This is a genomic window from Lachnospira multipara ATCC 19207, assembly GCF_000424105.1.
Classification (GTDB): Bacteria; Bacillota; Clostridia; order Lachnospirales; family Lachnospiraceae; genus Lachnospira; species Lachnospira multipara.
Genome location: NZ_AUJG01000002.1, coordinates 125,327 through 150,372, shown reverse-complemented (window position 1 = coordinate 150,372; position 25,046 = coordinate 125,327). Strand labels below are relative to the sequence as shown.

20 protein-coding genes and 1 other RNA gene are annotated in these 25,046 nt (G+C 35.6%); 2 read left to right on the top strand and 19 right to left on the bottom strand.

From position 1 onward, the window contains the following. Positions 1–165: 165 nt before the first annotated feature. Complete coding sequence (locus G600_RS0103095; protein ID WP_027430621.1) at positions 166–807, top strand: RpiB/LacA/LacB family sugar-phosphate isomerase; 642 nt, start codon at positions 166–168, stop codon at positions 805–807. Positions 808–1,084: 277 nt separating this feature from the next. Here G600_RS0103095 and G600_RS0103090 read toward each other — a convergent pair whose 3' ends face one another. The 6 genes from G600_RS0103090 to G600_RS0103065 all read right to left on the bottom strand — a co-directional run bounded on the left by G600_RS0103090 (position 1,085) and on the right by G600_RS0103065 (position 9,040). Then, entirely contained in the window at positions 1,085–2,263 is a 1,179-nt protein-coding gene (locus G600_RS0103090; RefSeq protein WP_027430620.1) for a galactokinase, read from the bottom strand. Beyond that, positions 2,241–4,658 carry an alpha-galactosidase gene (locus G600_RS0103085; RefSeq protein ID WP_027430619.1) on the bottom strand — a complete coding sequence of 806 codons (2,418 nt, stop codon included), beginning with the start codon at positions 4,656–4,658 and terminating at the stop codon, positions 2,241–2,243. The genes G600_RS0103090 and G600_RS0103085 overlap by 23 nt, the downstream gene beginning before the upstream one ends. Positions 4,659–4,763: 105 nt before the next feature. Next, positions 4,764–6,158 carry a glycoside-pentoside-hexuronide (GPH):cation symporter gene (locus tag G600_RS0103080; RefSeq protein WP_027430618.1) on the bottom strand — a complete coding sequence of 465 codons (1,395 nt, stop codon included), beginning with the start codon at positions 6,156–6,158 and terminating at the stop codon, positions 4,764–4,766. A gap of 82 nt (positions 6,159–6,240) precedes the next feature. Then, positions 6,241–7,755: a DUF6937 domain-containing protein gene (locus G600_RS0103075; protein WP_027430617.1), complete on the bottom strand. Its 1,515-nt coding sequence runs from the start codon at positions 7,753–7,755 to the stop codon at positions 6,241–6,243. Positions 7,756–7,767: 12 nt separating this feature from the next. After that, positions 7,768–8,346: a TetR/AcrR family transcriptional regulator gene (locus G600_RS0103070; RefSeq protein ID WP_027430616.1), complete on the bottom strand. Its 579-nt coding sequence runs from the start codon at positions 8,344–8,346 to the stop codon at positions 7,768–7,770. Between the two features lie 271 nt (positions 8,347–8,617). Then, entirely contained in the window at positions 8,618–9,040 is a 423-nt protein-coding gene (locus G600_RS0103065) for a GNAT family N-acetyltransferase (protein WP_027430615.1), read from the bottom strand. 136 nt (positions 9,041–9,176) lie between these two features. Here G600_RS0103065 and G600_RS0103060 point away from each other — a divergent pair, with 136 nt between their 5' ends. Then, positions 9,177–10,130 (top strand): pectinesterase family protein, encoded by a 954-nt coding sequence (locus tag G600_RS0103060; protein ID WP_034245385.1) that lies wholly within the window; start codon positions 9,177–9,179, stop codon positions 10,128–10,130. 14 nt (positions 10,131–10,144) lie between these two features. On the opposite strand, the gene G600_RS0103055 is transcribed toward G600_RS0103060, so the two are convergent. From G600_RS0103055 to G600_RS0103000, 13 genes are all read right to left on the bottom strand, one after another. Beyond that, positions 10,145–10,891: a hypothetical protein gene (locus G600_RS0103055; RefSeq protein ID WP_027430613.1), complete on the bottom strand. Its 747-nt coding sequence runs from the start codon at positions 10,889–10,891 to the stop codon at positions 10,145–10,147. A 21-nt stretch (positions 10,892–10,912) separates the two neighbouring features. Continuing rightward, positions 10,913–12,574 carry a sensor histidine kinase gene (locus G600_RS0103050; RefSeq protein WP_034245382.1) on the bottom strand — a complete coding sequence of 554 codons (1,662 nt, stop codon included), beginning with the start codon at positions 12,572–12,574 and terminating at the stop codon, positions 10,913–10,915. Positions 12,575–12,616: 42 nt separating this feature from the next. Beyond that, positions 12,617–13,291 (bottom strand): response regulator transcription factor, encoded by a 675-nt coding sequence (locus G600_RS0103045; protein WP_027430611.1) that lies wholly within the window; start codon positions 13,289–13,291, stop codon positions 12,617–12,619. A gap of 51 nt (positions 13,292–13,342) precedes the next feature. Then, positions 13,343–14,140, bottom strand: coding sequence for a hypothetical protein (locus tag G600_RS13640; RefSeq protein ID WP_207637192.1), 798 nt, complete (start codon positions 14,138–14,140; stop codon positions 13,343–13,345). Between the two features lie 154 nt (positions 14,141–14,294). Then, on the bottom strand, positions 14,295–15,758 hold the full coding sequence (locus tag G600_RS14920; RefSeq protein WP_051195338.1) for a GH25 family lysozyme: 1,464 nt from the start codon (positions 15,756–15,758) through the stop codon (positions 14,295–14,297). Positions 15,759–15,830: 72 nt separating this feature from the next. Further along, positions 15,831–16,172, bottom strand: a transfer-messenger RNA (tmRNA) gene (ssrA, locus tag G600_RS15380). A gap of 181 nt (positions 16,173–16,353) precedes the next feature. Then, complete coding sequence (smpB, locus tag G600_RS0103030; RefSeq protein ID WP_027430610.1) at positions 16,354–16,833, bottom strand: SsrA-binding protein SmpB; 480 nt, start codon at positions 16,831–16,833, stop codon at positions 16,354–16,356. Between the two features lie 9 nt (positions 16,834–16,842). Further along, complete coding sequence (gene rnr / locus G600_RS0103025; protein WP_027430609.1) at positions 16,843–18,993, bottom strand: ribonuclease R; 2,151 nt, start codon at positions 18,991–18,993, stop codon at positions 16,843–16,845. A gap of 67 nt (positions 18,994–19,060) precedes the next feature. Then, the gene (gene secG / locus G600_RS0103020; RefSeq protein ID WP_027430608.1) at positions 19,061–19,318 is read right to left on the bottom strand and encodes a preprotein translocase subunit SecG; all 258 of its coding nucleotides are present in this window, start codon (positions 19,316–19,318) and stop codon (positions 19,061–19,063) included. A gap of 213 nt (positions 19,319–19,531) precedes the next feature. Then, on the bottom strand, positions 19,532–21,073 hold the full coding sequence (gpmI, locus tag G600_RS0103015; RefSeq protein WP_027430607.1) for a 2,3-bisphosphoglycerate-independent phosphoglycerate mutase: 1,542 nt from the start codon (positions 21,071–21,073) through the stop codon (positions 19,532–19,534). Between the two features lie 103 nt (positions 21,074–21,176). Next, positions 21,177–22,310, bottom strand: a complete 1,134-nt coding sequence (locus G600_RS0103010) for a tocopherol cyclase family protein (protein WP_027430606.1) — start codon at positions 22,308–22,310, stop codon at positions 21,177–21,179. Between the two features lie 105 nt (positions 22,311–22,415). Next, a complete protein-coding gene (gene tpiA, locus G600_RS0103005; RefSeq protein WP_027430605.1) occupies positions 22,416–23,159 on the bottom strand; it encodes a triose-phosphate isomerase in 744 nt (247 codons plus the stop codon). Positions 23,160–23,331: 172 nt separating this feature from the next. Next, on the bottom strand, positions 23,332–24,951 hold the full coding sequence (locus G600_RS0103000) for a helicase HerA-like domain-containing protein (RefSeq protein ID WP_027430604.1): 1,620 nt from the start codon (positions 24,949–24,951) through the stop codon (positions 23,332–23,334). Positions 24,952–25,046: the final 95 nt, after the last annotated feature.

Here is a 25,046-nt window from a genome sequence, read left to right as displayed (position 1 = left end):
ACAAAAAGCATATTTTTGCTTAATATTAAAATGTTTGTAAATTCTACTTTGTAGCCAAAAAATGCTACAAATAAATATGCCTATGAAAACTAGATATATGCTAGCTTTTAGGTGTATTACAATTTAATCGTTTGTAACAAAATTTTAGAAGGTGAGGAGAAAAATATGAGAATCGCTCTTATTAATGAAAACAGCCAGGCTGCTAAGAATAGCGTAATTTATGATGCTTTAAACAAGGTAGCTAGTGCTAAGGGACATACAGTAGATAACTACGGTATGTATTCAGCAGAGGATAACGCTCAGTTAACATACGTTCAGAACGGTATCTTAGCTGCAATCTTACTTAACTCAGGAGCTTGTGACTTTGTTGTTACAGGTTGCGGTACAGGTGAAGGTGCTATGCTTGCACTTAACTCATTCCCAGGTGTAATTTGTGGTCACGTTGTAGACCCTTCAGATGCATATATGTTCATGCAGATTAATGATGGTAACGCTATCGCTCTTCCATTTGCAAAGGGCTTTGGTTGGGGCGCTGAACTTAACCTTACATACATTTTCGAAAAGTTATTCGAAGGTGAACCAGGTGGCGGATACCCTAAGGAAAGAGTTGTTCCAGAGCAGAGAAATAAGAAGATCTTAGACGGCGTTAGAGCTGTTACACTTAACCAGGATTTAGTTGAAAGCTTAAAGAAGCTTGATAGCGACTTAGTTAAGGGCGCTGTTGCTGGTGAGAAGTTTGCTGATCTCTTCTTTGCTAACGCTAAGGATGAGAAGATCATCGAATACGTTAAGACTTTAAGAGCTTAACTAATAAATTTCATTATCGAAACCTCATGCATTTATGCATTTGGCTATATAATGCTTTTATCATAAGCATTATATTTATAAAACGTAAAGTAGCATCTTTTTCATAGGTCCCCCCTTATTAAAAAATTTACTACTTTACGTTTTTTTTATTATAAAAAAGAGCTCATTAAAAATGAGCTCTTAAGAAGGTATATTTTGCAAGGTTTAAACCTTTGCAAGCTTTAATTTGTTTGGCTTTTAGCCAATAGTTTTTGTAGAAAATTTCTACTCTACTATCTTATCTCAATTCTCTTGGGCCACCGCCTACGTCTAATGCATAGAAGGAAGCCTCGATTCCTGTTTTCTTAGTATATTCTTTAGATACATTTTCAATAAAGGCATCTACATTCTCATCCTTGACTAAAGATACGAGGCAGCCGCCAAATCCAGCTCCTGTCATTCTTGTACCAATAACACCCTCCTGCTTGCTCTGAGCATCAAAGAGAGTGTCTAGCTCAAGGCCTGTAACCTCGTAATCATCACGAAGTGATAGGTGAGACTGAATCATTAATTGTCCGAATTTTTCAATTTCGTTATTATTAAGCGCCTCCACAGCCTGAATTGTTCTGATATTTTCAGTGACTGCGTGTCTAGCTCTACGATAGTTTACCTCTTCCTTTATGAAGTCCTTGTTTCTCTCAAAAGTCTCAAAATCAAGGTCACCTAAAGTTTTAATGTCCTTGCACTCTTCACTTTCCTTAAGCATCTCTAGTGCTGCTTCACACTCTGCTCTACGCTCGTTATATTTTGAAGAGCCAAGACCTCTTTTCTTATTTGAGCAAGTAATTACAAGCTTTACACCATCAAGTTTAATTGGCACATACTCGTATTCAAGGCTTGCTGTATCAAGATAAATTGCATGATGCTTCTTACCCATAGCAATGGCAAACTGGTCCATAATGCCACAGTTGACGCCGCAAAATTCATTTTCAGCCTTCTGACATAACTTGGCAGTTTTAATCTTGCCCATCTTAATGCCGTAGAGCTTAATCATGGAAAAGCAAGTTAAAACCTCAATGGAAGCTGATGATGAAAGTCCTGAAGAACTTGGTAAATCTCCCCATACAAGCATTTCAAAACCTGAGGAAAATGCAACTCCACTCTTTTTAATCTGGTCAATAACTCCCTTTGGATAATTTGTCCATTTGTCATTTTTATTATATTTAAGATTATTAATTCTACTTTCAATTATGCCATTTTGTTCATAGTTTAATGAAAAAAATCTTATCTTAGAATCTTCTCTTTTTCTAATGGCCGCATAAGTTCCAAGAGGAATTGCACATGGGAAAACGTGACCGCCGTTATAGTCTGTGTGCTCTCCAATTAAATTAACTCTTCCTGGAGCAAAGAAAACTCTTACGCCTTCACTATCGCCATAAACTTTAGCGAATTCTTCAAGCATTTTCTTCTTTGTCATAATCATCCTTCTCCTTTAACTCTTCAATAAAGAATATTCTTGAGGCATAATCCTGATAAAAACGTACATCCCCATCAAAACCTGTAGCTGCGTAGTTATTGTGTAGCTTAATTGGAGCGTTATTAATAAAGCTTCCACTAAGTACAAAATCTTCCACTTCTCCATCCATTTTCTTGAATTTAGAAATTATCTTATGGATGTTAGAACCCGGTCTAATATGAATTGGAGATACTGCATTTATCAAATCCCCGAAATGTTTTATGTCATACTTTGCTGGCATATTATAAATGTGATAAAGCTTATTATCATCAAGGCCCGTAAGTCTAAGCGAAGCATTTGGCTGATTAGCAACTGCCTTGTCCTGCATTGTAAAGGCAAGGGCTCTTTCCTTATCCTTTGAAACACATATCCACTCAAAGACATGATTATTAAAATCTGTCTCTTCGCCGTTTTTAATTCTTATATAATCACCAGTAAATATCAAATCTCTAACTGATTTATAGACTTCTATTTCTGTCTTTAAAATCTCAAGCTCCTCATCCTTTAAATCAGATAAGTTAAGCTCTAAGCCTAGCATTGCAAAGCTTGCCACATTAAATCTAGTTTCTAGTAAGGTCTGTCTTAGCGTCTGATGATTTGGACTAGCAGAAATGTGTGCTGCAATTACTGACATAGGGTAGCCATAGCTATAGCCTGTCTGAATATTAGCTCTACACCAAGGATCAGTATTATCTGATGCCCAAATTTGTGACATGTAAGATAAAATTCCTAGGTCAAATCTATTGCCCCCTGATGCGCAACCTTCAAATAATACATCTGGGAATTCTTCTACAATTCTTCCTAAAATGTCATATAAACCAAGCACATATCTATGAGCAAATTCCCCTTGATTAGATAGGTTAAAGCCATAATAATCTGTGAAAATGCGGTTCATATCCCACTTTACATACTTAATATTGGCAGATGATAATAAATCAAAAATTCTAGCAACTAGATAATCTCTTACCTCTTCTATTGTTAGATTTAATATTCTTTGATTTCTACCCTCAGAGTGCTCAATTCCAGGAATATCTACTGCCCAGTTTGGATGACTTCTGTAAAGTGCCGAGTCTACATTTATCATCTCAGGTTCAAGCCAGATACCAAAGTCTAGACCTAGGTCATTAATTTTCTTACAAAGACCTGAAACTCCGTTTGGTAGCTTAGTTAAATTTACATCCCAGTCACCAAGTGAGGACTTATCATCGTTTCGATTGCCAAACCAACCATCATCCATAACAAAGAGTTCCACGCCAATTTTTTTAGCTTCCTTAGCCATATTAACTAACTTAGTTTCATTAAAGTTAAAATAGCAAGCCTCCCAGCTGTTTAATAAAACCGGACGAACCTTCTTGGCCCAAGTTCTTCTAAGAACATGTTCTCTAATAAATTCATGGAAGTTATGAGATAGGCTATTAAGTCCATTTTTTGCAAATGTCATAACTGCCTCAGGGCTCTCAAATACTTGCTCCGGTTCAATTCTGAAATTAAAATTATTTGGATTTATACCCATTACAAATCTTGCCATACCATAAGCATTTTTCTCAGCGCAAGAATAATGGTTTCCACTATAAATTAGGTTAAAGCCGTAGCTCTCTCCTGCAAATTCTGTTGTGTCTCTTTTTTTCAAAATTACAAGAGGATTATTTCTGTTACTAGAGGTGCCTGTAAAGGAAGAATTAACAAGCTTATTCTGACTTAACTTAGTAAAATTCCTATTCATTTCTCTAATCCAAGCCCCGGTAAAATTAAGCATTTCAAGATTTTCACCCTCAAGGTCAAGATTTAGTGAAAGGGCTCTATTAACCTCAATAAAAGACTCCTCTTTATTTATAATTTTAATTCTTCTAGTTATACAATCTGTCTCGTAAAACAAGTTATAAATCATCTCAATATAGATATTTCTTTGCTTATCCTTTAAAGTAACAACTAGCTGACTATCACTTGAATGTGCCTCTGGCATCTCTTTTAAGTGTCTATAGCCATTACTTGCATAGCCTACAATTAACTCATGACTATCATAGATAAAGTCATTAGAATTTGAACCATCAATATTAGTTAAAATGACCTGACTTTCTCTAATATCACCCTTACCCATTGTAGATAATTCAAGGGCTGTATCTTCAAGAGCTAAATAACTATATTCATTTGAATAGCTAATAGTATTGCCTGCTAGATACTTACTAAAGCCTAGTCTTGCCTTAATAGCATTCTCATCAAATTCTAGCCTAGCACCATAATAAAGATGAAGTAAATGTCCGCTTTCATTTACTGCAAAGACGTAACTTGTATTGCGACTTTCAATAACAAAAGCTCTATTTACTCTTTGATCTTTAACATCAAAAATCTTTATCATCGTAATCCCTCCAATTTCGTTTTAATTAGAAAATGCATCCTAAAGCCGCGGCTTCGGACACATTTTCTAGTAAGATTAGTCCCTCTAAATTAGAATCTAGAAAAACTAAGCGTTTAATTTCTTAACCTGCTCATTGATTTCTTCAATCTTTTTATCTGTTAAAATGTACTTCTTCTTAAACCAGATAAGAGCGATAAATAAACCAATTATAGGAATGATTGTCATTGTTGTTCTAAGGCCAAGTCTTGAGGCAGCTGATACATTTTCACTAAAATCAATAACTGCTTCGGCATCAGTAACTTCTGTTCCGCTCTGTAAGTTGTTAAGTGAAAGGCAGATAGATGCAACGAAAGCTGCAACACCTGATGCTAACTTAACTACAAAAGTCTGCATTGAGAAAATAACTGACTCATCTCTTCTACCTGTCTTTAACTGGCCGTAATCTACTGTGTTAGCTAGGAATACTGTTGTAAGTACCTGTAGGATTCCGTTGGCTGCAAAGATGAAGAAGCCAGGAATGAAAAGGATAAATACATTTGTCATGCTTGTAAAAGCAATGCAAAGAAGTGATGCATAACCGATAATTGCAAATCCTAAGCAAATATAGAAAATCTTAATGTTACTAAAGAATTTTCTAAGTAATGTGTAAAGGAACATCATTGATAAAATCTGAACAGCTCCACCAAACATGTTAAAGAGTGTATAGCTGCTAAACCATTTTGTTCCGCCAAAATCATACTTAAAGAAATAGATAACAAGGTTTGATGTAATATAAACCGCACAGTTAATGAGTACAATTGCAACTACAACTGTCATAGCCTGGTCGTTATTAACAAGAGCCTTAAACATTGTGCCAACAGATGGTGTTTCCATGTCTACACTTGATTTTTCCTTGATTGTAAATACTGTAATTCCAATAAATACTACAAAGAGGATTGCAATAATTAATGCAAGGTACTTAAAGCCTACTCTTTCGTTGTTGCCACCAAGGGCATGAACAAGCATCATTGTAAAGATTGTAATGATTGCTGAACCAACGCCTGCGCATGATCTTGCAAGAGTTGTAAGGCCTTCTCTTTCCTTACCACCATTAGTGAAGGCTGGAATCATTGACCAATATGGAATATCCATCATTGTATAAGTTACACCCCAAATTATGTAAAATACTGCAGCATAAGCTGTAAGTCCTGCTCCATCAAGGCTTGGTGGACAAGCAAACATAAAATATAAAATGATTGCGTTAGTAACTGTACCAATTAAAAGCCATAATCTAAAACGACCAAATTTTGACTTTGTCTTTGCAACGATAACTCCCATAACAGGATCATTAAAGGCATCAAAGATTCTTGCTGCCAATAAAATAATGCCCATTGCAACTGCGCTAACCCCTAATACATCCTGATAGTAATACAAAATATAACTAGCAGATAACATGTAAACCATGTCCTTACCTACGGCTCCTAGACCGTAAGCTAACTTTTCTTTTAAACTAAGCATAATTTTTACCTCCCAGATAAACTATATTTCTCGATGTCTATTTTTTGTTGTATGCTTTAAATTTCCCTAATTTGTCTCTAACTCTTTACTGTTTATCTCTTAATTCAAAAGCTTTTTTTACTACTTTAATTGCCCCGTCGTATATCTCAGCCTTTTTGTTGGCCTTAATGTTCTCACACATTTCAATTATTGTCTCTCTGTTGTTGATGAACATCTTTATCATCTGTAATGTATGTGGAATGTCCTCACACTCGTAAGTACCATCCCCAATTTCAGCAGAATGAATTGCGCCCCACTTCTCATGACCGCCAACTCTTTTAATAAAGAGCTTTGGTACTGGGTAAAATGATAACTCGCTAGGCTTTGTAACTAAAATATCGCAAGATCTCATTAGGATATTGGTACAATAAACGGCCTCGAAAATATTTTCATGATAAAAACCATGAATTCCAGTTATCTCTTCATTCTCGTCTAATGCCTTATTAGCAAATGTTGTTGTATCTTCCCAGTTATTAAAATGTTCTGTTGCATATTCCTTCATCTCTGGAATCTCTGCAATTAACTCATCCCAAACATTCTTATAATCACCAACATTTACATAAAGGCAAGCCTTACCTGCCTTAATTGCCTTAAGTAAATACTTAATTATGCTAGCAAAAATCTCTCTTTGAGCTCCAGCACCACCAATTGTTAGTAAAAATCTAACGGGTTTCTTATTTCTTGCTCGATTAATTCTTTGCTCACAATCCTTCTCAATATTATCTACAAGCTCGTAGTCGATGTAGTGGCCTGTATAGCATATATCCTTGCTTGTCATAGTGTTAAGTATCTTCTTGCCATTCATGCCATTAAGGTTTCTATAACCTAGTAGGCTTGAATGAGTCTGCACTGTATGTAGACTGCCTTCAGCTAGGTGAAGGGCCATTGGCCAGTTATCTGGAATGGCATTAACTACATACTTCATACCAGCATGAACTGCTGCCTGTGCTGGCCAAACATGAGTACCTACAAGAGGAATGTCCTTTGGTACATTTTTAAAGACGCTAGTCATAAGCTCAGCATTCTTTTGATCTGAACTGTTATAGCTTATCTTTCTAAAACCTTCATAGTTCATTGGCTCCCACACCACTCTGTTAAAAAGCTTTGACTTCTGTGAGATTCTTGAACCTAGTGAATATAGCTCATTTTGTGCATTAATAACCTTACCGCCTGTAGTTTGTGTATAGGAATTTAAGTCCATCCAGTATGGTGTGTAGCCAAGCGCGTTAGCTGCTGAAGCTATTGCCATGGAAATTCTATAATGTCCAAAGCCCATACGAATATTGCCCACTATTATTCCTTTTTCCTTATCAAAACCAGAATCTAATCCTGCATTAATTGGATTAAGCCCGTTAGTGCTAGGAGTATTATCTTCTCGTCTAATAATAATGTTCTTTACTCCAAGGCTATCGCCGATATACTTGTTATCCTCAATAGCTAGATTATAATCTACGTTAGAGTCATCACCAAATTTCTTAACGTACTTCCTCTTTGAGCTGTTAGCAGACTTTATAGTCTTCTTGCTCATCTTATTGCCAAATATAATTTCTGATTTACCCATATTTAATCCCTCTTACTTTATTTCGATTCCTACCATTACTATGCTAATCATCTCTTCAAGTGATTCCTGATAGCTAAGCTCTGTATTGCCTTCGTTTCTAATTTTTAAAACTCCTTCAAAACCAGCTTCAACCATGATTTTAAATAATTCCTTATTAATAGGTCTAAGCTTACCTTGCTTAACACCTTCATCAATTAGCTTAAAAGTAGGTTCCCAATCATTGTCAATTCTTAATTTGAACTGCTCATAAATCTTTGGATAGGCTGCAACTGCTTCTGAAACCTTCATCCAATCTAAATTAGTAAATCTGTCTGGAATACAAATAACTGTTCTCTTGAGCTTTTCAACAATATCAAGGTCAGGATCGTTAATGATTCTTGCCTCTTCCTTCTTTACTAAGTCAAAACAATAGTTAATTGCATCAATAACTAATTCATTCTTATCATCCACGATCTTATAAATAGTCTTCTTACTCATATGAAGTCTCTTAGCAAGCTCGTCCATAGTAAACTTCATACCCTTATTGTTAAATTCCTCAATAGTGGCATCGATAATAGCAATCTTTGTTTTCTTCATTTCGTTAATGTCCATTTTTTCTCTTCCTTTCCTTTATCAATTTTGCGTTTCTATCCCAGTGCCCTTATTTTATTTATATTCTATTAGGAAACCTCTCTTAGTTTTTTAGTTTCCCAGTAAATAAAGAATATCATACATGTTTTATTAATGCAACACATCCTATTATATTTTATCGAAAAATCGTAATAATCATTGTTAAATTTTATGCAAACTGCACAAAAAATCGAGGGCATTTTACTGCCCTCGATTAAAAATCTTCTATATTTGTATAAGTTAATGAGAAACTTTAATCATTTCTTAGATACTGAATCATACCAGGACCTAGTTTCTCAGTTGGTCTTGCTATAAAGCCGTGTCTTTCGTAAAATTTTTCTCTTCCTTTAGCGCACATTAGACATAGCATCATCTGGCTACCCTCAAGCTTAATTGAATCCACGTACTCAATCATGGTATTAAGGAGGTAACTGCCTAAATGCTGGCCTTGATACTCTGGCACAATAATCAAGTCCTGAATATAGCTAATTACTGCCATATCAGAAACTATTCTTCCCATGCCTATTGCCCTATCACCGTCAAATACTGTAAATACCTTTTGACAATTATTAATAGCAAGTTTAGCTTGCTCTCTAGTTAACTGCACCCAACCTACCTGCTCTCTTAAAGCAAGGTATGTGTCTACATCCCTAAAATCTTCAACTATTCTTATCATTTACATTTACTCCATATCAAAAAATCCTACCGCTAAAGTATACTTCTTTTAAGCACTAATGTCTAGACAAATATAGACTATGAGCGTATTCTAGACATAAAGGTTAAGCCTAAAAATTAAAAAAAGAGGAAAAAATATGATTACAGTTGATATTAACAACAATGGTGATTTTACTTCCATTCAGGAAGCCATTAACTCCCTTAAGGACACTTCAAAGGGCGTTACAATTTTTATTAAAAATGGAGTCTACAAGGAAAGAGTAGAAATTTTAAAGGACAATGTTAGCTTAATTGGTGAGTCAAGAGACGGCGTTATCATTACTGAGAGCTACTATGCTAACGAGATTTTAGAGGATGGTATTAAGCGCGGCACTTTTAGATCTTACACTTTCATGGTAAATGCTAACAATTTCCACGCTACTAATATTACATTTAAAAACGAGGCTGGCTTTGGAAAAATGGTTGGCCAGGCCGTAGCAGTTTACGCTGAAGGGGATAAGATTACATTTAAGAACTGTGCCATGTATGGTCATCAGGATACTTTATTTACAGGTCCACTTCCAAAGGCAGAAAGAGAAGTAGGCGGCTTTACAGGCCCTACAATGGATGCCGAGAGAAGAATTGTTCATCAGTTATATGAGGATTGCTATATTGAAGGTGAAGTTGACTTTATCTTTGGTAGTGCTGTTTGCTATTTTAACCGCTGTACTCTCTACGCTCTTGATAGAAATGAGAAGATTAATAGCTACTACACAGCCCCTTCAACTTACGAAGAATCTAAGTATGGCTATGTCTTTAACAAATGTATCTTAACAGGTAACTGTCCTAAGCATACTGTTTCTTTATCAAGACCTTGGAGAATTTATGCTAAAGCTGTATTTATTGATTGTGAATATTCAGATCAAGTTATTGAGGAAGGTTTCTGTGACTGGAATAAGCCAGAATCTCATGAAACTGTAAATTACTTTGAATATAATGGACATGGTCCTGGATTTACACCATCAAAAAGAGCTGCCTTTTCAAAGCAGCTCAATAATCTTGAAGTTCAAGCCTACACTAAAGAAAAAGTTCTTGGCCCAGACTTTAATTAAATTTTATATAGGTTTTATTTAAGTGTTATGGAACCTAAGCTTTCTCCATCCTTTGTTGCTGTAAGGGTTGAGGAAGCTACGCTTCCTTCTAATTCACTTGGAATCTGGAATAATACAACTGCTGTATAGCTCTCTCCTGCATTAATTGTCACATTTGACAAGGTTAGGAGAGAGTTTTTTAATAGTGTGGCATAGTTTGTATAGCTTGTGCCTGACACCTTTAATTTCATTAATACGCCAGCATTTGTTGTATTAGCTGTAATTGCAGCTGAAGAATTATTTACAATAGTAAACTCCACACCTACAACTACTCTATCTGACTCAGCAGGAACATAGATTGAATCCTGATTTAGAGGATAACTAGATCCTACCGAATATTTACTATAAGTTATGCTACATGAAGTTAGACCAAGGGCAGTTGGCAAAGTATCTGAAAGACTTGCTGCTGCCGTAGTTGTAGTAGTTGTGCCTGATGAACCTGAACTAGAGCCTGAACTTAGAGTTGTTGACTCTATTTCAGTCGTAGTTTTAGAACTAGATGTCTCAGTCTCTGATTCTGTTGACTTATGATAGCCGTAAAGGGCATCGTATAACTTAGTGTATTTCCACTCATTTTCATAGGAATATCTAAGCATAACTCCAGCCGCATACTGGCTTATAATATCTTCTTGTTCATCTGTTATTGTTACATCTCCACTACAGCCTTGAATCTGTAAAAAGGCTAATACAGTTATTAGACTTACTAGAATCTTTTTCTTCATGTGGCCCCTCCTTAAGGACTGCTACTTTGCGTCACAATCCAAATCAAACCAGAACTCTACTCCATTAGAAACATTCCTAGCTCCATATCCTTTGCCCATAGATGTCATAATAGCCTTTACAATTGAAAGGCCAATTCCGTTACCGCCATACTCTCTAGTTCTTGCCTTATCTACCTTATAGAATTTTTCCCAAATTCTATCAATATCTTCGGCAGGTATTGGATTTCCTGTGTTAAATACGGATACTCTCACATTTTTATCATCAGGTCTTTCAAGTTTGACCCTAATTTCTTTTTCGTTAGCACAGTGATTAATCGCATTAGTAATATAGTTTGTCACTACCTCTTCGATTTTGTACTCATCACCCCATACGTCTATATTTATATCGGATGATTCGTAAATAATCTTTATATCATTTTGCTTTGCTCTTAAAGAATTTGCATTAACTACTGACTGTAAAAGATCATTTATATTAAATCTTTCCATCACTAACTCATCATCGCCAAATTCTAGCTGATTAAGGGTTAATAATCTCTTAACCATAACGCTCATCTTATTGGCCTCATCAGTAATTACATCAAGATAAAAATCTCTACTTTCCTTATCGTCTGCAATTCCATCCTTTAAGCCTTCTGCATAACCTTGAATTAAAGCAATTGGTGTTTTTAACTCATGAGATACATTTGATAAGAAATCTGTTCGCATTTTTTCAATCTGCTCCTTCTTATCAATATCTCTTTTAAGTTCTAGGTTAGCTGACTTAAGCCTTGAGATGTTATCCTCTAATTTAGCAGACATGTTATTCATACTATGTCCTAAAAGTCCAACCTCGCCCTTATCTTTTCCTGTATATCGCACATCAAAATCAAGCTCTGCCATACGCTCAGAAATATGTGCTAACTGCTTAATTGGCTTTGAAATATAAGCTGAGAAAATAAACACAGCAATTACACCTATAACTAAAACAGTTAATCCTACGTAGCGAATTAATGTATTGGAAATTTCAATATTATCTTTAATACTCTGGATTGGCAATCTAACAATTATAGAGTCTCCGTTATCAAGAGTTCCCCATAATTCAAGATAGTAATCAGCCATGACAGAATCGTAAATCTTCTGTATTGTATAGTTACTGTTTTCCTGCAAAACCTCGCTTGTCTCGCTATCAAACTTATCATAGTTTAGCTTATAGCCGCCCTCACCTGAAGATTGAACATCCTTTGCAGGAGGCTCATTTTTATTGCTTGAACCAGATTTATTCTCTGTATTGTCTTCTGACTGGCTCTCAGCCTCCGTTGCATTCTCACTAGAAGAATCTGTTGCATTTTCTAAACCACCAGTAAGAATACTTAACATAAGTCTTTGAAGGAGTCTGTCATCTCCTGAAGAATTACTTACATAAACTGTAGACCAGCTGCTATCAACCACAAGAGCTGTCATGGCATTTCCTGAAACATATCCATCAAGCTCTGCCATCATAGTTGACTTAGATATATCTCCATCATCGTACTGAAGCATTATCTCATTTATCTTGTCATAAGTCTCACTCATGGTCTCCTGCTTGCCACTTATATAAAATTTTTCTGCAAATGCAACATTTATTACAAGCAACAAAACAATCAAGCTTGCAACAATCGCAACTAATAACAGGGTTATTTTAAATCTAATTGAATGTATACCCATTTCTTCTCCTGCCTCTATTTAATATACCGTACTCCGACTGAGTTAAAAATCGAATTTGTAGCCCATGCCCCAAATTGTCTTAATATAATCTCCTTTTTCACCCATCTTCTTACGGAGCTTTTTAACATGGGTATCAATTGTTCTTGCATCACCAAAATAGTCGTAATTCCAAACATTATTAAGAATCTTCTCTCTTGATAATGCAATTCCTTTATTCTCAACAAAGTAACTTAAAAGCTCAAACTCCTTAAAGCTTAAGTCAATTTCCTCACCATCTATCTTTACAATATGTGCTGCCTTATCAATGACAATGCCGCCAATCTCAACACTTTCGCTATTATCCACGCCATAAGTTCTTCTAATTATGGCATCTACTCTAGCTGTAAGGATCTTTGGTGAAAATGGCTTGCTGATATATTCGTCAGCGCCTACCTTAAAGCCCTGTAACTCATCTTTTTCTTCGCCCTTTGCTGTAAGCATAATAATTGGCACCTTAGAATCTTTTCTAATTGTTTTGCAAACTTCCCAACCATCCATCTTTGGCATCATAACATCAAGAATAATAAGGGAAATGTCTTTATTTTCATAAAAAACATCAATGGCCTCTTCTCCATCTGCTGCCTCTAAGACTTCGTAGCCTGCCTTAGTTAGGAAATCGCTAACTAACTTTCTCATTCTGCTCTCATCATCTACCATTAAGATTCTAACCTTATCCATTAATAAGTCCTCCTAAGTTTATCAATTGTAATCTTCTTAATTAATTATTCTCTACTCTGGTTTTGTAGTTTCGGGCTTGCTTTCATTTTCATTACTAATATCTAATTCTCCATTAGAGCTTTCGCTCTCGCCCTTAACCTCGTCTTCATCAGAATAAACGCCTGCCTTAATGGATGCACTTTCTAACTCGTATTGAAGCTTATTTAGGTCAGATTCCTTCTGCTTTAAATAAGCTTCCTTAGATTCTAATTCCTGCGCCCAGCTTGCATATTTATCCTGAATACTAATTTCGTAATTCACAATATTAGTATTGGTTCCAGTATTTACAATGACAAACATAGCTATTATAACTGCAGCAAAAAAGCCTATAACAATTAGGCTTTTTATATATTTATTGCGGTACTTTGCAACTAAAATGGTAAGCTCATGAATTTCTGACTTGTGCATTACCTTCTCTCTTCGCCTGTCTATCTCAGCCTGAGTATCACTCTTAATAGGAATTGGCCTAATTCTGTCGTTAGGAACACTTGGACTTTGATACAGGAACTGCTGCAAATTCTTTAGGTAGCTAATACCTAAAGAGGTTGTAAATAGCTGTCTGTCAATTATTTTATTGTAAAGAATAAACACCTGCTTTGGATCTTTTGAGTCCGTCTTTGATGACAAATACTTTATAGCTGCCATCTCGTCTTTAGCTGCCTCAGCCTCCTGACTTGTCCTAAAATTATAACCGCCAACTACAAAGGCTTTCTCCTTCTTTTCCTTGGCTTTATTATAATTGTCACTGGCTTTTTTTCTGGCTTTTCTTAACTCTTCATCCTCAGCGCTAATCTCTTTTCCTTCAGCCATATTCTGCCCCTCATACTATAAAATTAAATATTTTCACGTTAAAATCTAATTTTATTTTATCATTATGAGTCTGAAATGGCAATTAATTTAACAAGACTAACAATTGTATTCTAGTATAAACTTGTGTATTTCATGTGTCATTTCAAAAATTTTTTTACACACTAGTCAAATAACTGTAAACGCAATAATATACATTTCCATTATAAATAACCTGTGCCCAACCATAACTTGTTGTAGCCACTACCACCACATTAGTTCCATTAGCTATAGTTGTAGCCACATTATCTGTATCCTGTTCAGGGCTAGTTCTAAGATTTAACTCTACCTTAGGTGTATATGTGGCTGCTTCGCATAAAGAAAATGTAAACAAAGTACCCGAGCTTGTTGTATAAGAAACCGGCAAACTATATTCTACCGAATCTACTGTAACAGTTACTAATCCAGAAGAAGAACCAGCTGTAGTTGAGCTTGCTTGCTGAGTTGTCTCACTAGTAGAACTAGAATCACTAGATTGTGTAGTAGTTGAAGCTTTAGTCGTTTCAGTGCTTGAAGAAATTGTTGAGCCTGATCTTGATAAATAATAACAAACGTCTAAATCTACATTTCCTGATATACCACTTACACTACCTGAATTAGTATATTGCCAGAAGCTATATGCACCAGAGTAGGAAGGGTTTGTAGTATCAGGATATACCGAAGGTAAATACTGAGCCACCCAAATCTTATAGCTTGCTGAAATAGTAGATTTATTTAAATAATTATTTAAGCTATAAGTATTACTATAAAAAATCGCTGTATAACCTGAACTAGAAATCTTATTTAAAAAAGCCATGGCATTAGCTGTTCTTTGGCTTGTAGAAAGTCCATAAATTCGATTAGAACTATTTGCAAATCCTTCATAGTCAAAAGATATACCTAGATTAATTGAAACGCCATATTCACTTAATTTAGCAAGTACCCAATTAGCCTCTTCTATAGCTTCTGCCTCAGTAGTAGCTGTTGAATAAAAATACACGCCTACCTTAAGTCCATTAGCTAGAGCCTGCTTAATATTATATTCTGCATAAGGATCCTCACAAACTACACCAGAAACTAAAGTTCTATAACCGATTCTTATAAAAGCAAAATCAATGCCAGAACTTGCCACACTTGACCAGTCAATATTGCCCTGATATTTCGATACATCAATACCTAATGCATATTCTGAAGAAGAAGCTGTAGTTTGACTAACTGTTGTTGCAGTTGCAGTACCTGTATCTGAGTCTGACTGATACACAGGATCTTCGCTAGTATCATTAGCAATTTCCTCTAACTCTTCACTAGTATATTTAGCATTATTAGAAACAATAGTTGAACTATCTACTGTAGTAGTCTCTGTTGACTCTTCAGTAGCTTCTTCGCTGCTTTCTTCGTTTGATTCTAGATTCTCTGTTGAATCCGCATTTTCACTAGTCTCTTCCTGCACCTTACTTGTATTATTTGTAAAATTATTTATTGCTATAACAGTTCCTGTAGTAATTCCAGCTATAGCTACTACAGAAGAAACTGCACCAATAACAACATTTCTTAAACCAAATCTTAATATGAGTTTAGCAATTTGTCCTTTAATAAAATCCATAATATCTCTATCTCCTTTTTTTGCATAAAAAAATAAGTGCTAATTTACTAGCACTTATCTTTACCATAACTCTTATGGAACTGAGGGGAGTCGAACCCCTGTCCGAAAACCCATTCACTGTTCTTCTACTATCATAGTTAACTATAGTTTAATTCCCTCACAGTAAGGCAAGTTAACGCGCCCTAATGCTTGGTAGCTTCATAATACGCCCACTAGCCTCAAAGCTTTGGCTAGGTCGTTTCCTACTAATTCGAAGCCTGGGTCCTTGCGCGTAGGTTCGCTAGGTCAGACTGCTGCCATTAGGCAGCGATTGCTAAATTTTCTTCAGCGTTTATATTTAATTTGGAATTTAACGCATCACCCTGCGGATAGCTTCACCAGCTTCAAAATCCCCGTCGAAACCTTTACAGCCCCAGATTTTACACTAGTAAATTATTAAAAATCTTATCCCATTCCTAATAATGGCAAAAGCCAAAACTAGCATAAAAAATATTAACATTCCTAGACAGTTCTGTCAAGGAATTCACTATTGTTTCATAGCATTAAAGTATATTTTCTTAATACATTTTCCTAAAACCAAGTAATAAATCTAATACTAAAATCTTAAATTTCTAGACTTTAATTCCTTCTGAGCCTGTCTCTCCTGATCTCGCTTTGCAATAGACTCACGTTTATCATAGTTTTTCTTACCCCTTGCAAGACCAATTTCAATCTTTACCTTACCCTGTTTAAAGTAAACCTGTAAAGGTACTAAAGTATAACCCTTTGTAGCAATCTGACCTGAAAGCTTGCTAATTTCATTCTTATGAAGTAAGAGCTTCTTAGGTCTTAAAGGGTCTTTATTAAAAATGTTACCTTTCTCGTAAGGTGTAATATTCATATTAATGGCAAATACCTCGCCATTCTGAATCTGGATATAGGACTCCTTAATGGAACACTTGCCCTGTCTTAATGACTTAACCTCTGTTCCATGAAGTACTAAACCTGCCTCTATCTTCTCTTCAATAAAGTAGTCATAGTAAGCTTTTTTATTATTAGCTACAAGTCTATTACTGCTTTCACTAGACTTTCCCATATAATACTCCTATCTTTTTATTTCATCCTCGTAGCAATCCTCAAGGAATTTAAAATCGATATTCTTTAATAATTTATCAGTAGCAATTACAACTACTGAAACTTTCTGGCCTAACTTATAGGTCTTATTAGTAGTTTGTTCTACCATTTCATAATGATTTTCATCATAAATGTAATAACCATTCATGTTATTTAAAGAAACCATACCCTCGATAGTATTAGGTAATTCCACGTAAATACCCCAAGATGTAACACCAGATATGACACCTTCATATACTTCTCCAATATGGTCTTGCATATATTCGCACATCTTAATCTTATCAGTATCACGCTCAGCCTCATCTGCTCTTCTTTCCGTATTAGAAGTCTGAACAGCCACTTCTCCTAAAATTCTATCGTAATGGTCTATTCTTTTCTTGTCCAAACCACCATGTAGATTCTCCTTAATAATTCTATGAATCTGTAAATCCGGATATCTTCTAATAGGTGATGTAAAGTGACAATAATACTTAGCTGCTAAGCCAAAATGTCCAATACACTCAGTTGTGTATCTAGCCTTCTTCATAGAACGTAGAGTAAGTCTACTAATTAGAATTTCCTCCTCACTACCTTCTATCTTAGCTAGTAACTTCTGAATTTCCTTAGGATGCATCTCTTCTGAAACTCTTAGAGAATGTCCAAAGTTATTAATAAAAGTAGATAACTTCATAATACGCTCAGGATCTGGATTCTCATGAGTTCTATAAAGGAATGGTAACTCCTGCCAGAAGAAGTCCTCTGCTACAGTTTCATTAGCAATAAGCATGAAATCCTCAATTATCTTATTAGCTGTAGTTCTCTCATAAGGACTAATCTTTGTTGGATGTCCCTTAGCATCTAATTCAATCTTTGACTCTGGAAAGTCAAAATCAATTGAACCCCTGCTAAATCTCTTCTTACGAAGTAAACTAGCACACTCCTCCATAAGGAAGAACATATCCACGAAATCCGCATACTTTTTAGTTTCTTCCTCATCCTTATCTAAAATAATCTTCTTGACAGAAGTATAACTCATTCTTCTATCAACATTAATCAATGTTTCGCAAATGCGATGTCCCACCACATTACCTTTACTATCAATATCCATAAGACAAGAAAGAGCAAGTCTATCTTCTCCCTGATTTAAAGAACAAATACCATTAGATAATTTATGTGGAATCATAGGAATAACTCTATCTACTAGATAAACGGAAGTTCCTCTTTTAAGAGCTTCCTTATCAAGAGCAGAGCCTTCTGTTACATAATGACTTACATCTGCAATATGAACGCCAAGTTTATAAATATCCCCTTCCTTAGATAAAGTAATAGCATCATCTAAGTCCTTAGCGTCCTCACCATCTATAGTTACAGTAGTTAGATTTCTTAAATCTACTCTACCAGCCTTGTCTTTCTCATCTACAAAATCAGGAATATTCTTTAATTCCTTCTTAACCTCCTCAGGGAATTCCATTGGAAGGTCGTATCCACGAATAACTGACATAATATCTGTTCCTGGATCATTAATATGACCAATAACTTCAACTATGCGTCCCTCAGGACTTTTACCTGGCTTACCATAATTAAGAATCTTAGCAACAACCTTGCTACCTTCTACGGCGCCATTACTATATTCCTTTGATATAAAAAGGTCTACTGAAATCTTATTATTATCAGGTACTACAAAGCCGAAATTCTTGCTCTTCTGATATGTACCTACAATCTGTGTGATTCCATGCTCAACAATACCTACAATCTTACCTTCAGCATGTCTGTCGCCCTTCTTCTCACTTGTAATAACAAGCTTAACCTTGTCCATATGGAAGGCATTTAGTGTATCTGAAGATTTTATGAAAATGTCGTCCTCTCTGCCCTCTATAGTTACAAAGCCGAAGCCTCTATTGGTCATTGTAAATGTACCTATCAACGCTACATTCTCCACCTTAATATACTTGCCCTTCTTAGTAACTCCAATTCTGCCCTGGCTTACTAAGGAATCTAGTACCTCCTGTAAAAGATATCTCTCTTCCTTAGGAACATTAAGTAAAATAGCTATTTCTTTAGTTTTCATTGGAACATAGAATTCATTACGAACAATTAAGTCCTCAAGCATGTCTTCACGTTCTTTAAAAATTTCGTCTTTCATATATACCTCTAAATTCGATTAGTAGATAAAAAGCACTCTTAAGATTAACTTAAGAGTGCTAAATAATCTAAAAATTAATGTTTAATACTACTGCAATAAGAATAAATACAATAACAAGGATTCTTGTGATTAAAACAAGCTTGCCTTCCATTGAACGAGCCTTATTCTTACCCCAATATGTATCGGCCACACCGCTGATTGTACCTGACAAACCGCTGTGCTTGCTTTCCTGCATAAGTACTAAAATTGTAAGTGCAATTCCTACTAAAATAAAGATACCCATCAAGAAAATTCTAATTGTATCAGCCCATGACATACCAAACATCTATAACACCTCCTAGCTGATTAAGTCAGCAACGAGTTTATTCTATCATAATAAAAGTTGCTGCGCAATATAAATTCTAATAAAAACTTAATAATATTATAGTTAGTCTCTAATCAAAAGAGGTCATGCTTTGTCTATGCATAATACATTTTTGACTCGAGGATATTCTTATGTTTTGCCTTAAGAAAATCTTAGCTTATAAATCTAGTACAATTACTTTCTTACAAGAAGAGAATGTCCTGTCATCTCAGCTGGCTGTTCCATACCCATAATCTCAATAAGAGTTGGGATAATATCTGAAAGCTTACCATCTTCAGCTAAAGTATAATTCTCATCATAGTTAACTAAGATAAATGGTACTGGATTAGTTGTATGTGCTGTAAATACATCACCCTTCTCATCAATAAGCTTTTCAGCGTTACCGTGATCAGCACAGATAAATGCAACACCATCGACTTCCTTAATAGCATCAATAACCTGACCTACACAGTTATCTACTGTCTCAATAGCCTTAACTACAGCGTCCATAACACCTGTATGACCAACCATATCAGGGTTAGCAAAGTTAGCAATGATTACATCATACTTATCTGACTTAATAGCACCAACTAACTTCTCGCAAACTTCTGGAGCGCTCATTTCTGGCTGTAAATCATATGTAGCAACCTTAGGTGACTTAACAAGGATTCTGTCTTCACCTTCGTTCGGCTCTTCAATACCACCATTAAAGAAGAATGTTACATGTGCATACTTCTCTGTTTCAGCGATTCTAGCCTGTGTCTTACCATTCTTAGCTAAGAATTCACCAAATGTATTAACATATGATTCCTTCTTAAATGCAACTTCCTTGTTAGGAATTGTAACATCATAATCTGTGAAGCAAACGTACTTAACGTTCTTTCTTGCTCCTCTTTCAAAACCCGTGAAATCATCATCACAGAAGCATCTTGTAATTTCTCTAGCTCTATCTGGTCTAAAGTTAAAGCAGATTACTGAATCGCCATCCTTAATTGTTGCAACTGGCTTACCGTCTTCTCCTACGATTACTGTAGGCTCAACGAATTCATCTGTCTTGCCATCTGCATAAGACTTAGCAATAGCTTCGTTAACATCAGTAGCCTTAACACCTTCACCGTTAACTAAAGCTTTATATGAGCTTTCAACTCGATCCCATCTGTTATCTCTATCCATTACATAATAACGACCATTTAATGTAGCGAACTTACCAACACCAAGTTCTGCCATCTTATCACAAACAGCCTTAATATAGCCCTTACCACCATCTGTTGGTGTATCACGTCCATCCATGAAGCCATGAACGTATACATTAGTTAAACCATTCTTCTTTGCAAGTTCAAGTAATGCAAAAAGATGTGTAATGTGGCTATGAACACCACCATCAGATAAAAGACCGTATAAGTGAAGATCTGAATTATTCTCCTTGCAGTTCTTAACTGCATCAAGGAGGGCTTCATTAGTAAAGAAATCTCCATCTTCAATAGACTTAGTAATTCTTGTTAATTCCTGGTAAACGACTCTACCAGCACCCATATTAAGATGACCAACTTCTGAGTTACCCATCTGTCCATCAGGAAGACCTACTGCAAGACCTGAAGCATAACCCTTAACGAATGGATAATTCTTCATTAAACCATCCATAACAGGAGTATTTGCTGCTGCAATACCATTTCCTTCTTTAATATCACTTAAACCATAGCCATCTAAAATCATTAATAAAACTGGCTTCTTACTCATATCATTTGCCTCCAAATTTCTTAAATTCGTATACTTTAGGATAATACCACATTTGTCTATAAATTTAAATAGAAATTGTGGTTTTTGATAAATAATTAACTATTTATTTATCATATTCTCCGTACTCGCAACCTACATTATATGCATCAATATCATCTATGAGTTTTAACTTGCCACCAAGCTTCTTATAGAGCTTAATTCTACCAATTCCAGTTCCACCATTTAATAACTTGTTATGTCGTTTCATGCCATCAGGTGACTCATAATTAATATAAATCATGTCCTTTTTAAGGCACTTAACCTTTGTAATCATAACAGAATCAAGGTTTTCCTGGGCAACATACCAATAGGCAGCATCTTCTGTCTCATAGAATCTAAATCTTGTATGAACCTTATCCCAAAACTTTGAGAAATTATATTCATACTCTTCTCCTCTGTAATAAAAGGCTCCAAGGAGCTTTCTCTTAAGTGAAACCATATATATCTTAGGGCAGCCTCCCCCAATGTCAAAGGCACTACCCTTTAATTTCTTTCCTGTTAATCTACTCTTTAAATTGTTAGAGGACAACCAAAGCCAAGGGCTTGTAAAATCGCGTCCCCAGTTCTTATCTGCGTAACCGTAACATTTGTTAGGAATAACCTTATAAGTCACTCCATTAAGCACTACCTCTCCGTCAAATAAAGTTCTCATGCCTTCTACATGCCAATACATCTCAAAGGCCTCTAGGTCTCTAAAGAGCTTACTAGCTCCGTAACCCACATTAAATGGCAAATTCTTAGACACCTTAAGATTCCAATACATAGAACCGGCATCTGTCATATATTCTGGATGATCCTTAGCTGTCTGCTCATCGATGCTTATCATACCTGTGATGCTATTTTCCGAAGCAAAACAATCCTTACAGTTAATTGAATATGGCACAGATCTTGAAACTGCAATCTCACCCCAGCCATAAAATTTATTAAGTTCAAGGCTGTCCTCGCCCCAGCATCCAGCCTTAACCATAAGGTATGAAGGCTTAATTCCCTTGTTCTTGTTAGCCTCTAATTGGCCAAGTACTGCTTCCTTGCGGCCATGTCCTGGATTACAAAGATAATATTCTATAAAAAATGTCTTCTTCTCTCCAGTCTTCTCATTGATTCCGGTGAAATTATGCCACCACCAATCATATCCATTGAAAGCAAAACCACTAAACAACATACACTTATTTCTTGAAACATCTGATTTTGCAAACATATCTATCTTCCTCCCTATACTAATCTGCCTTAATATTATACTAAATATAAGAAAAAAAGTGTAGTCGATATTACACATTAAGCTAATACCAACTACACTTAGATTTTAGTAATTTACAATATTGGCAAATTCTGGCTTAAGACTTGCGCCACCAACTAAACCGCCATCAATGTTCTCCTGAGCAAATAATTCTGCTGCATTAGAACCATTAACACTACCACCATAAAGGATTCTAATCTTTGAAGCTGTATCAGCATCATAAATTTCTTCTAAATCCTTTCTGATAGAAGCACAAACTTCTTCAGCCTGCTCTGTTGTAGCAACCTTACCTGTTCCAATAGCCCAGATTGGTTCGTAAGCTACGATTGTGTTAAGTGCATCTGCTGCAGATACTCCTTCATAAGCTGCCTTAATCTGACCCTTAACGAATGTAAGTGTAACTCCTTCTTCTCTCTGCTCAAGTGTTTCACCACAGCAAATGATAGGAATTAACTTATGTTCAATTGCCTTCTTAACCTTCTTATTAAGGAATTCATCGTCTTCCTTGAAGTACTGTCTTCTTTCTGAATGTCCAATAATTACATGTGATACACCTGCATCAACTAACATGTTTGGACTAATTTCTCCAGTATATGCACCCTTTTCTTCAATGTACATATTCTCAGCACCTACACAAATGTTAGTACCCTTAGCTGCTTCTACAACAGGTACAATATCGATTGCTGGTACACAAAATACAACATCCACTGCTGTATTAGCTACATTAGCCTTTAAATCATTAACTAACTTTACTGCCTCAGATGGTGTCATATTCATCTTCCAGTTTCCCGCAATAACCTTACGTCTCATATTAAGCCTCCATTTTCCGCCAATGCTAAACGTTTACCCCTATATATTTAATTCTCACCGCACTGACAATACATTACAAAAATTATATCACATTGGTTTGGTATTTTCCATACTTTTAATGAAAAAATCTAATCTTTTACGCAAAGCTTTCACATATATCTAGGTTAATAATCTATCTTCTTAAAAATGTATCAAAGATACCCCTTGCTAAAGAAGAGCCAATGTCCCCACCAAGCTTTTTACCAAAACTACCTCCAATACTATCACCAATTGACTTGCCTACTTGTCTACCAATCTTACTAGCACTTGATTGTAAGGTTCTATTATAATTGGATGAAGTTCTCCGTTTTGTTGTGCTAGTAGGCTTGTATTCTTTTGGCCTTGGATTAGTAGTTCTAGTGCTTGTAGATCTAGACCTCCTAATCGTTGGTGTGTTATTCACGTTTCTCTTTTCGTTTTGATTGTTATCTATAGTGGTTCCACTCGGATTCAGACTTTCTCTAGCCTTTAATCTTGCCATAAATTCATAAGCAGATTCATTATCAACATAAGTGGCATATTTATTATTTAACTCATCAGAAACTATGACTTCATTTCTAGCCTCATCATTTATAGCTCCCATCATGCTTCTTGGTGGTAAAATCTTTGTTTTTTCAACTATAGTAGGAATACCATCCCTATCTAAAACCGATACTAGTGCTTCACCAATTCCTAAATTAGAAATAGTTTCGCTAATATCAAATTCCGAATTTGCTCTAAAAGACTCTGCCACAGCCCTTACCGCCTTTTGTTCCTTTGGAGTATATGCTCTAATTGCATGAATTACCTTATTAGACAATTGAGCTAATACCTCATCAGGTATATCGTTAGGGGATTGTGTAATAAAATAAATACCCACACCCTTGGAACGAATTAATTTAACCATTTGACTAACCTTATCGATTAACACCTTTGGGGCATCATCAAAAAGCATATGCGCCTCATCAAAGAAGAAAACCATCTTAGGCTTGTCTAAATCTCCTGCCTCAGGCAGACTTTCATATATTTCGCTAATCAACCATAAAAGAAAAGTCGCATAAAGCTTTGGATTTAGCATTAACTTCTGACAGTCTAATACTTGAATCCAACCTTTTCCATTTTCATCCTGGGAAAACCAATCATTAATATCAATTGCAGGCTCAGAAAAAAATGTCTCACCGCCGCTAGCCTCTAAAGAAACAATAGCTCTTATTATAGCTGCAATACTCTGCTTAGACATATTACCATAGCTAAGGGAGTATTTGTCCGCATTATCAACTATATGTAAAAGCATAGCCTTTAGATCTTTACAATCTATAAGCAAAAGTTTCTCGTCATCTGCAATCTTAAAGACTATATTTAAAATGTCTGACTGCAGGTTGTTTAACTCTAATATTCTTGAAAGTAGCATAGGACCCATTTCCGAAACCGTAGTTCTTAGTGGTATGCCCTTCTCTTGATAGACATCCCAAAAAGTAACTGGAAAAGAATCTAAGCAAAAACCATATTTCTCAAGTCCCAATTTATCTACTCTATTCTTGATATTATCTGACATTTCACCAAGATATGATAACCCTGCCAAATCCCCTTTGGCATCCGCTAAAAACACCGGAACACCAAGTTCACTGAAAGATTCGGCAAGCACCTTTAGGGTTACTGTCTTTCCTGTTCCTGTAGCTCCTGCTATTAGACCATGTCTATTAGCCATTTCAGGAAAAATGTAAACCTCTTTATCATTGGCTTTACCTATCAAAATTTTATCTTCATATAACACTTCAAATTCCCCCTTGTTAATTTAAACTAACTTAATTATCTCAAATTATTATCTTAATAACAAGGTTTTATTTCACGTACTATACTTCTATCTAT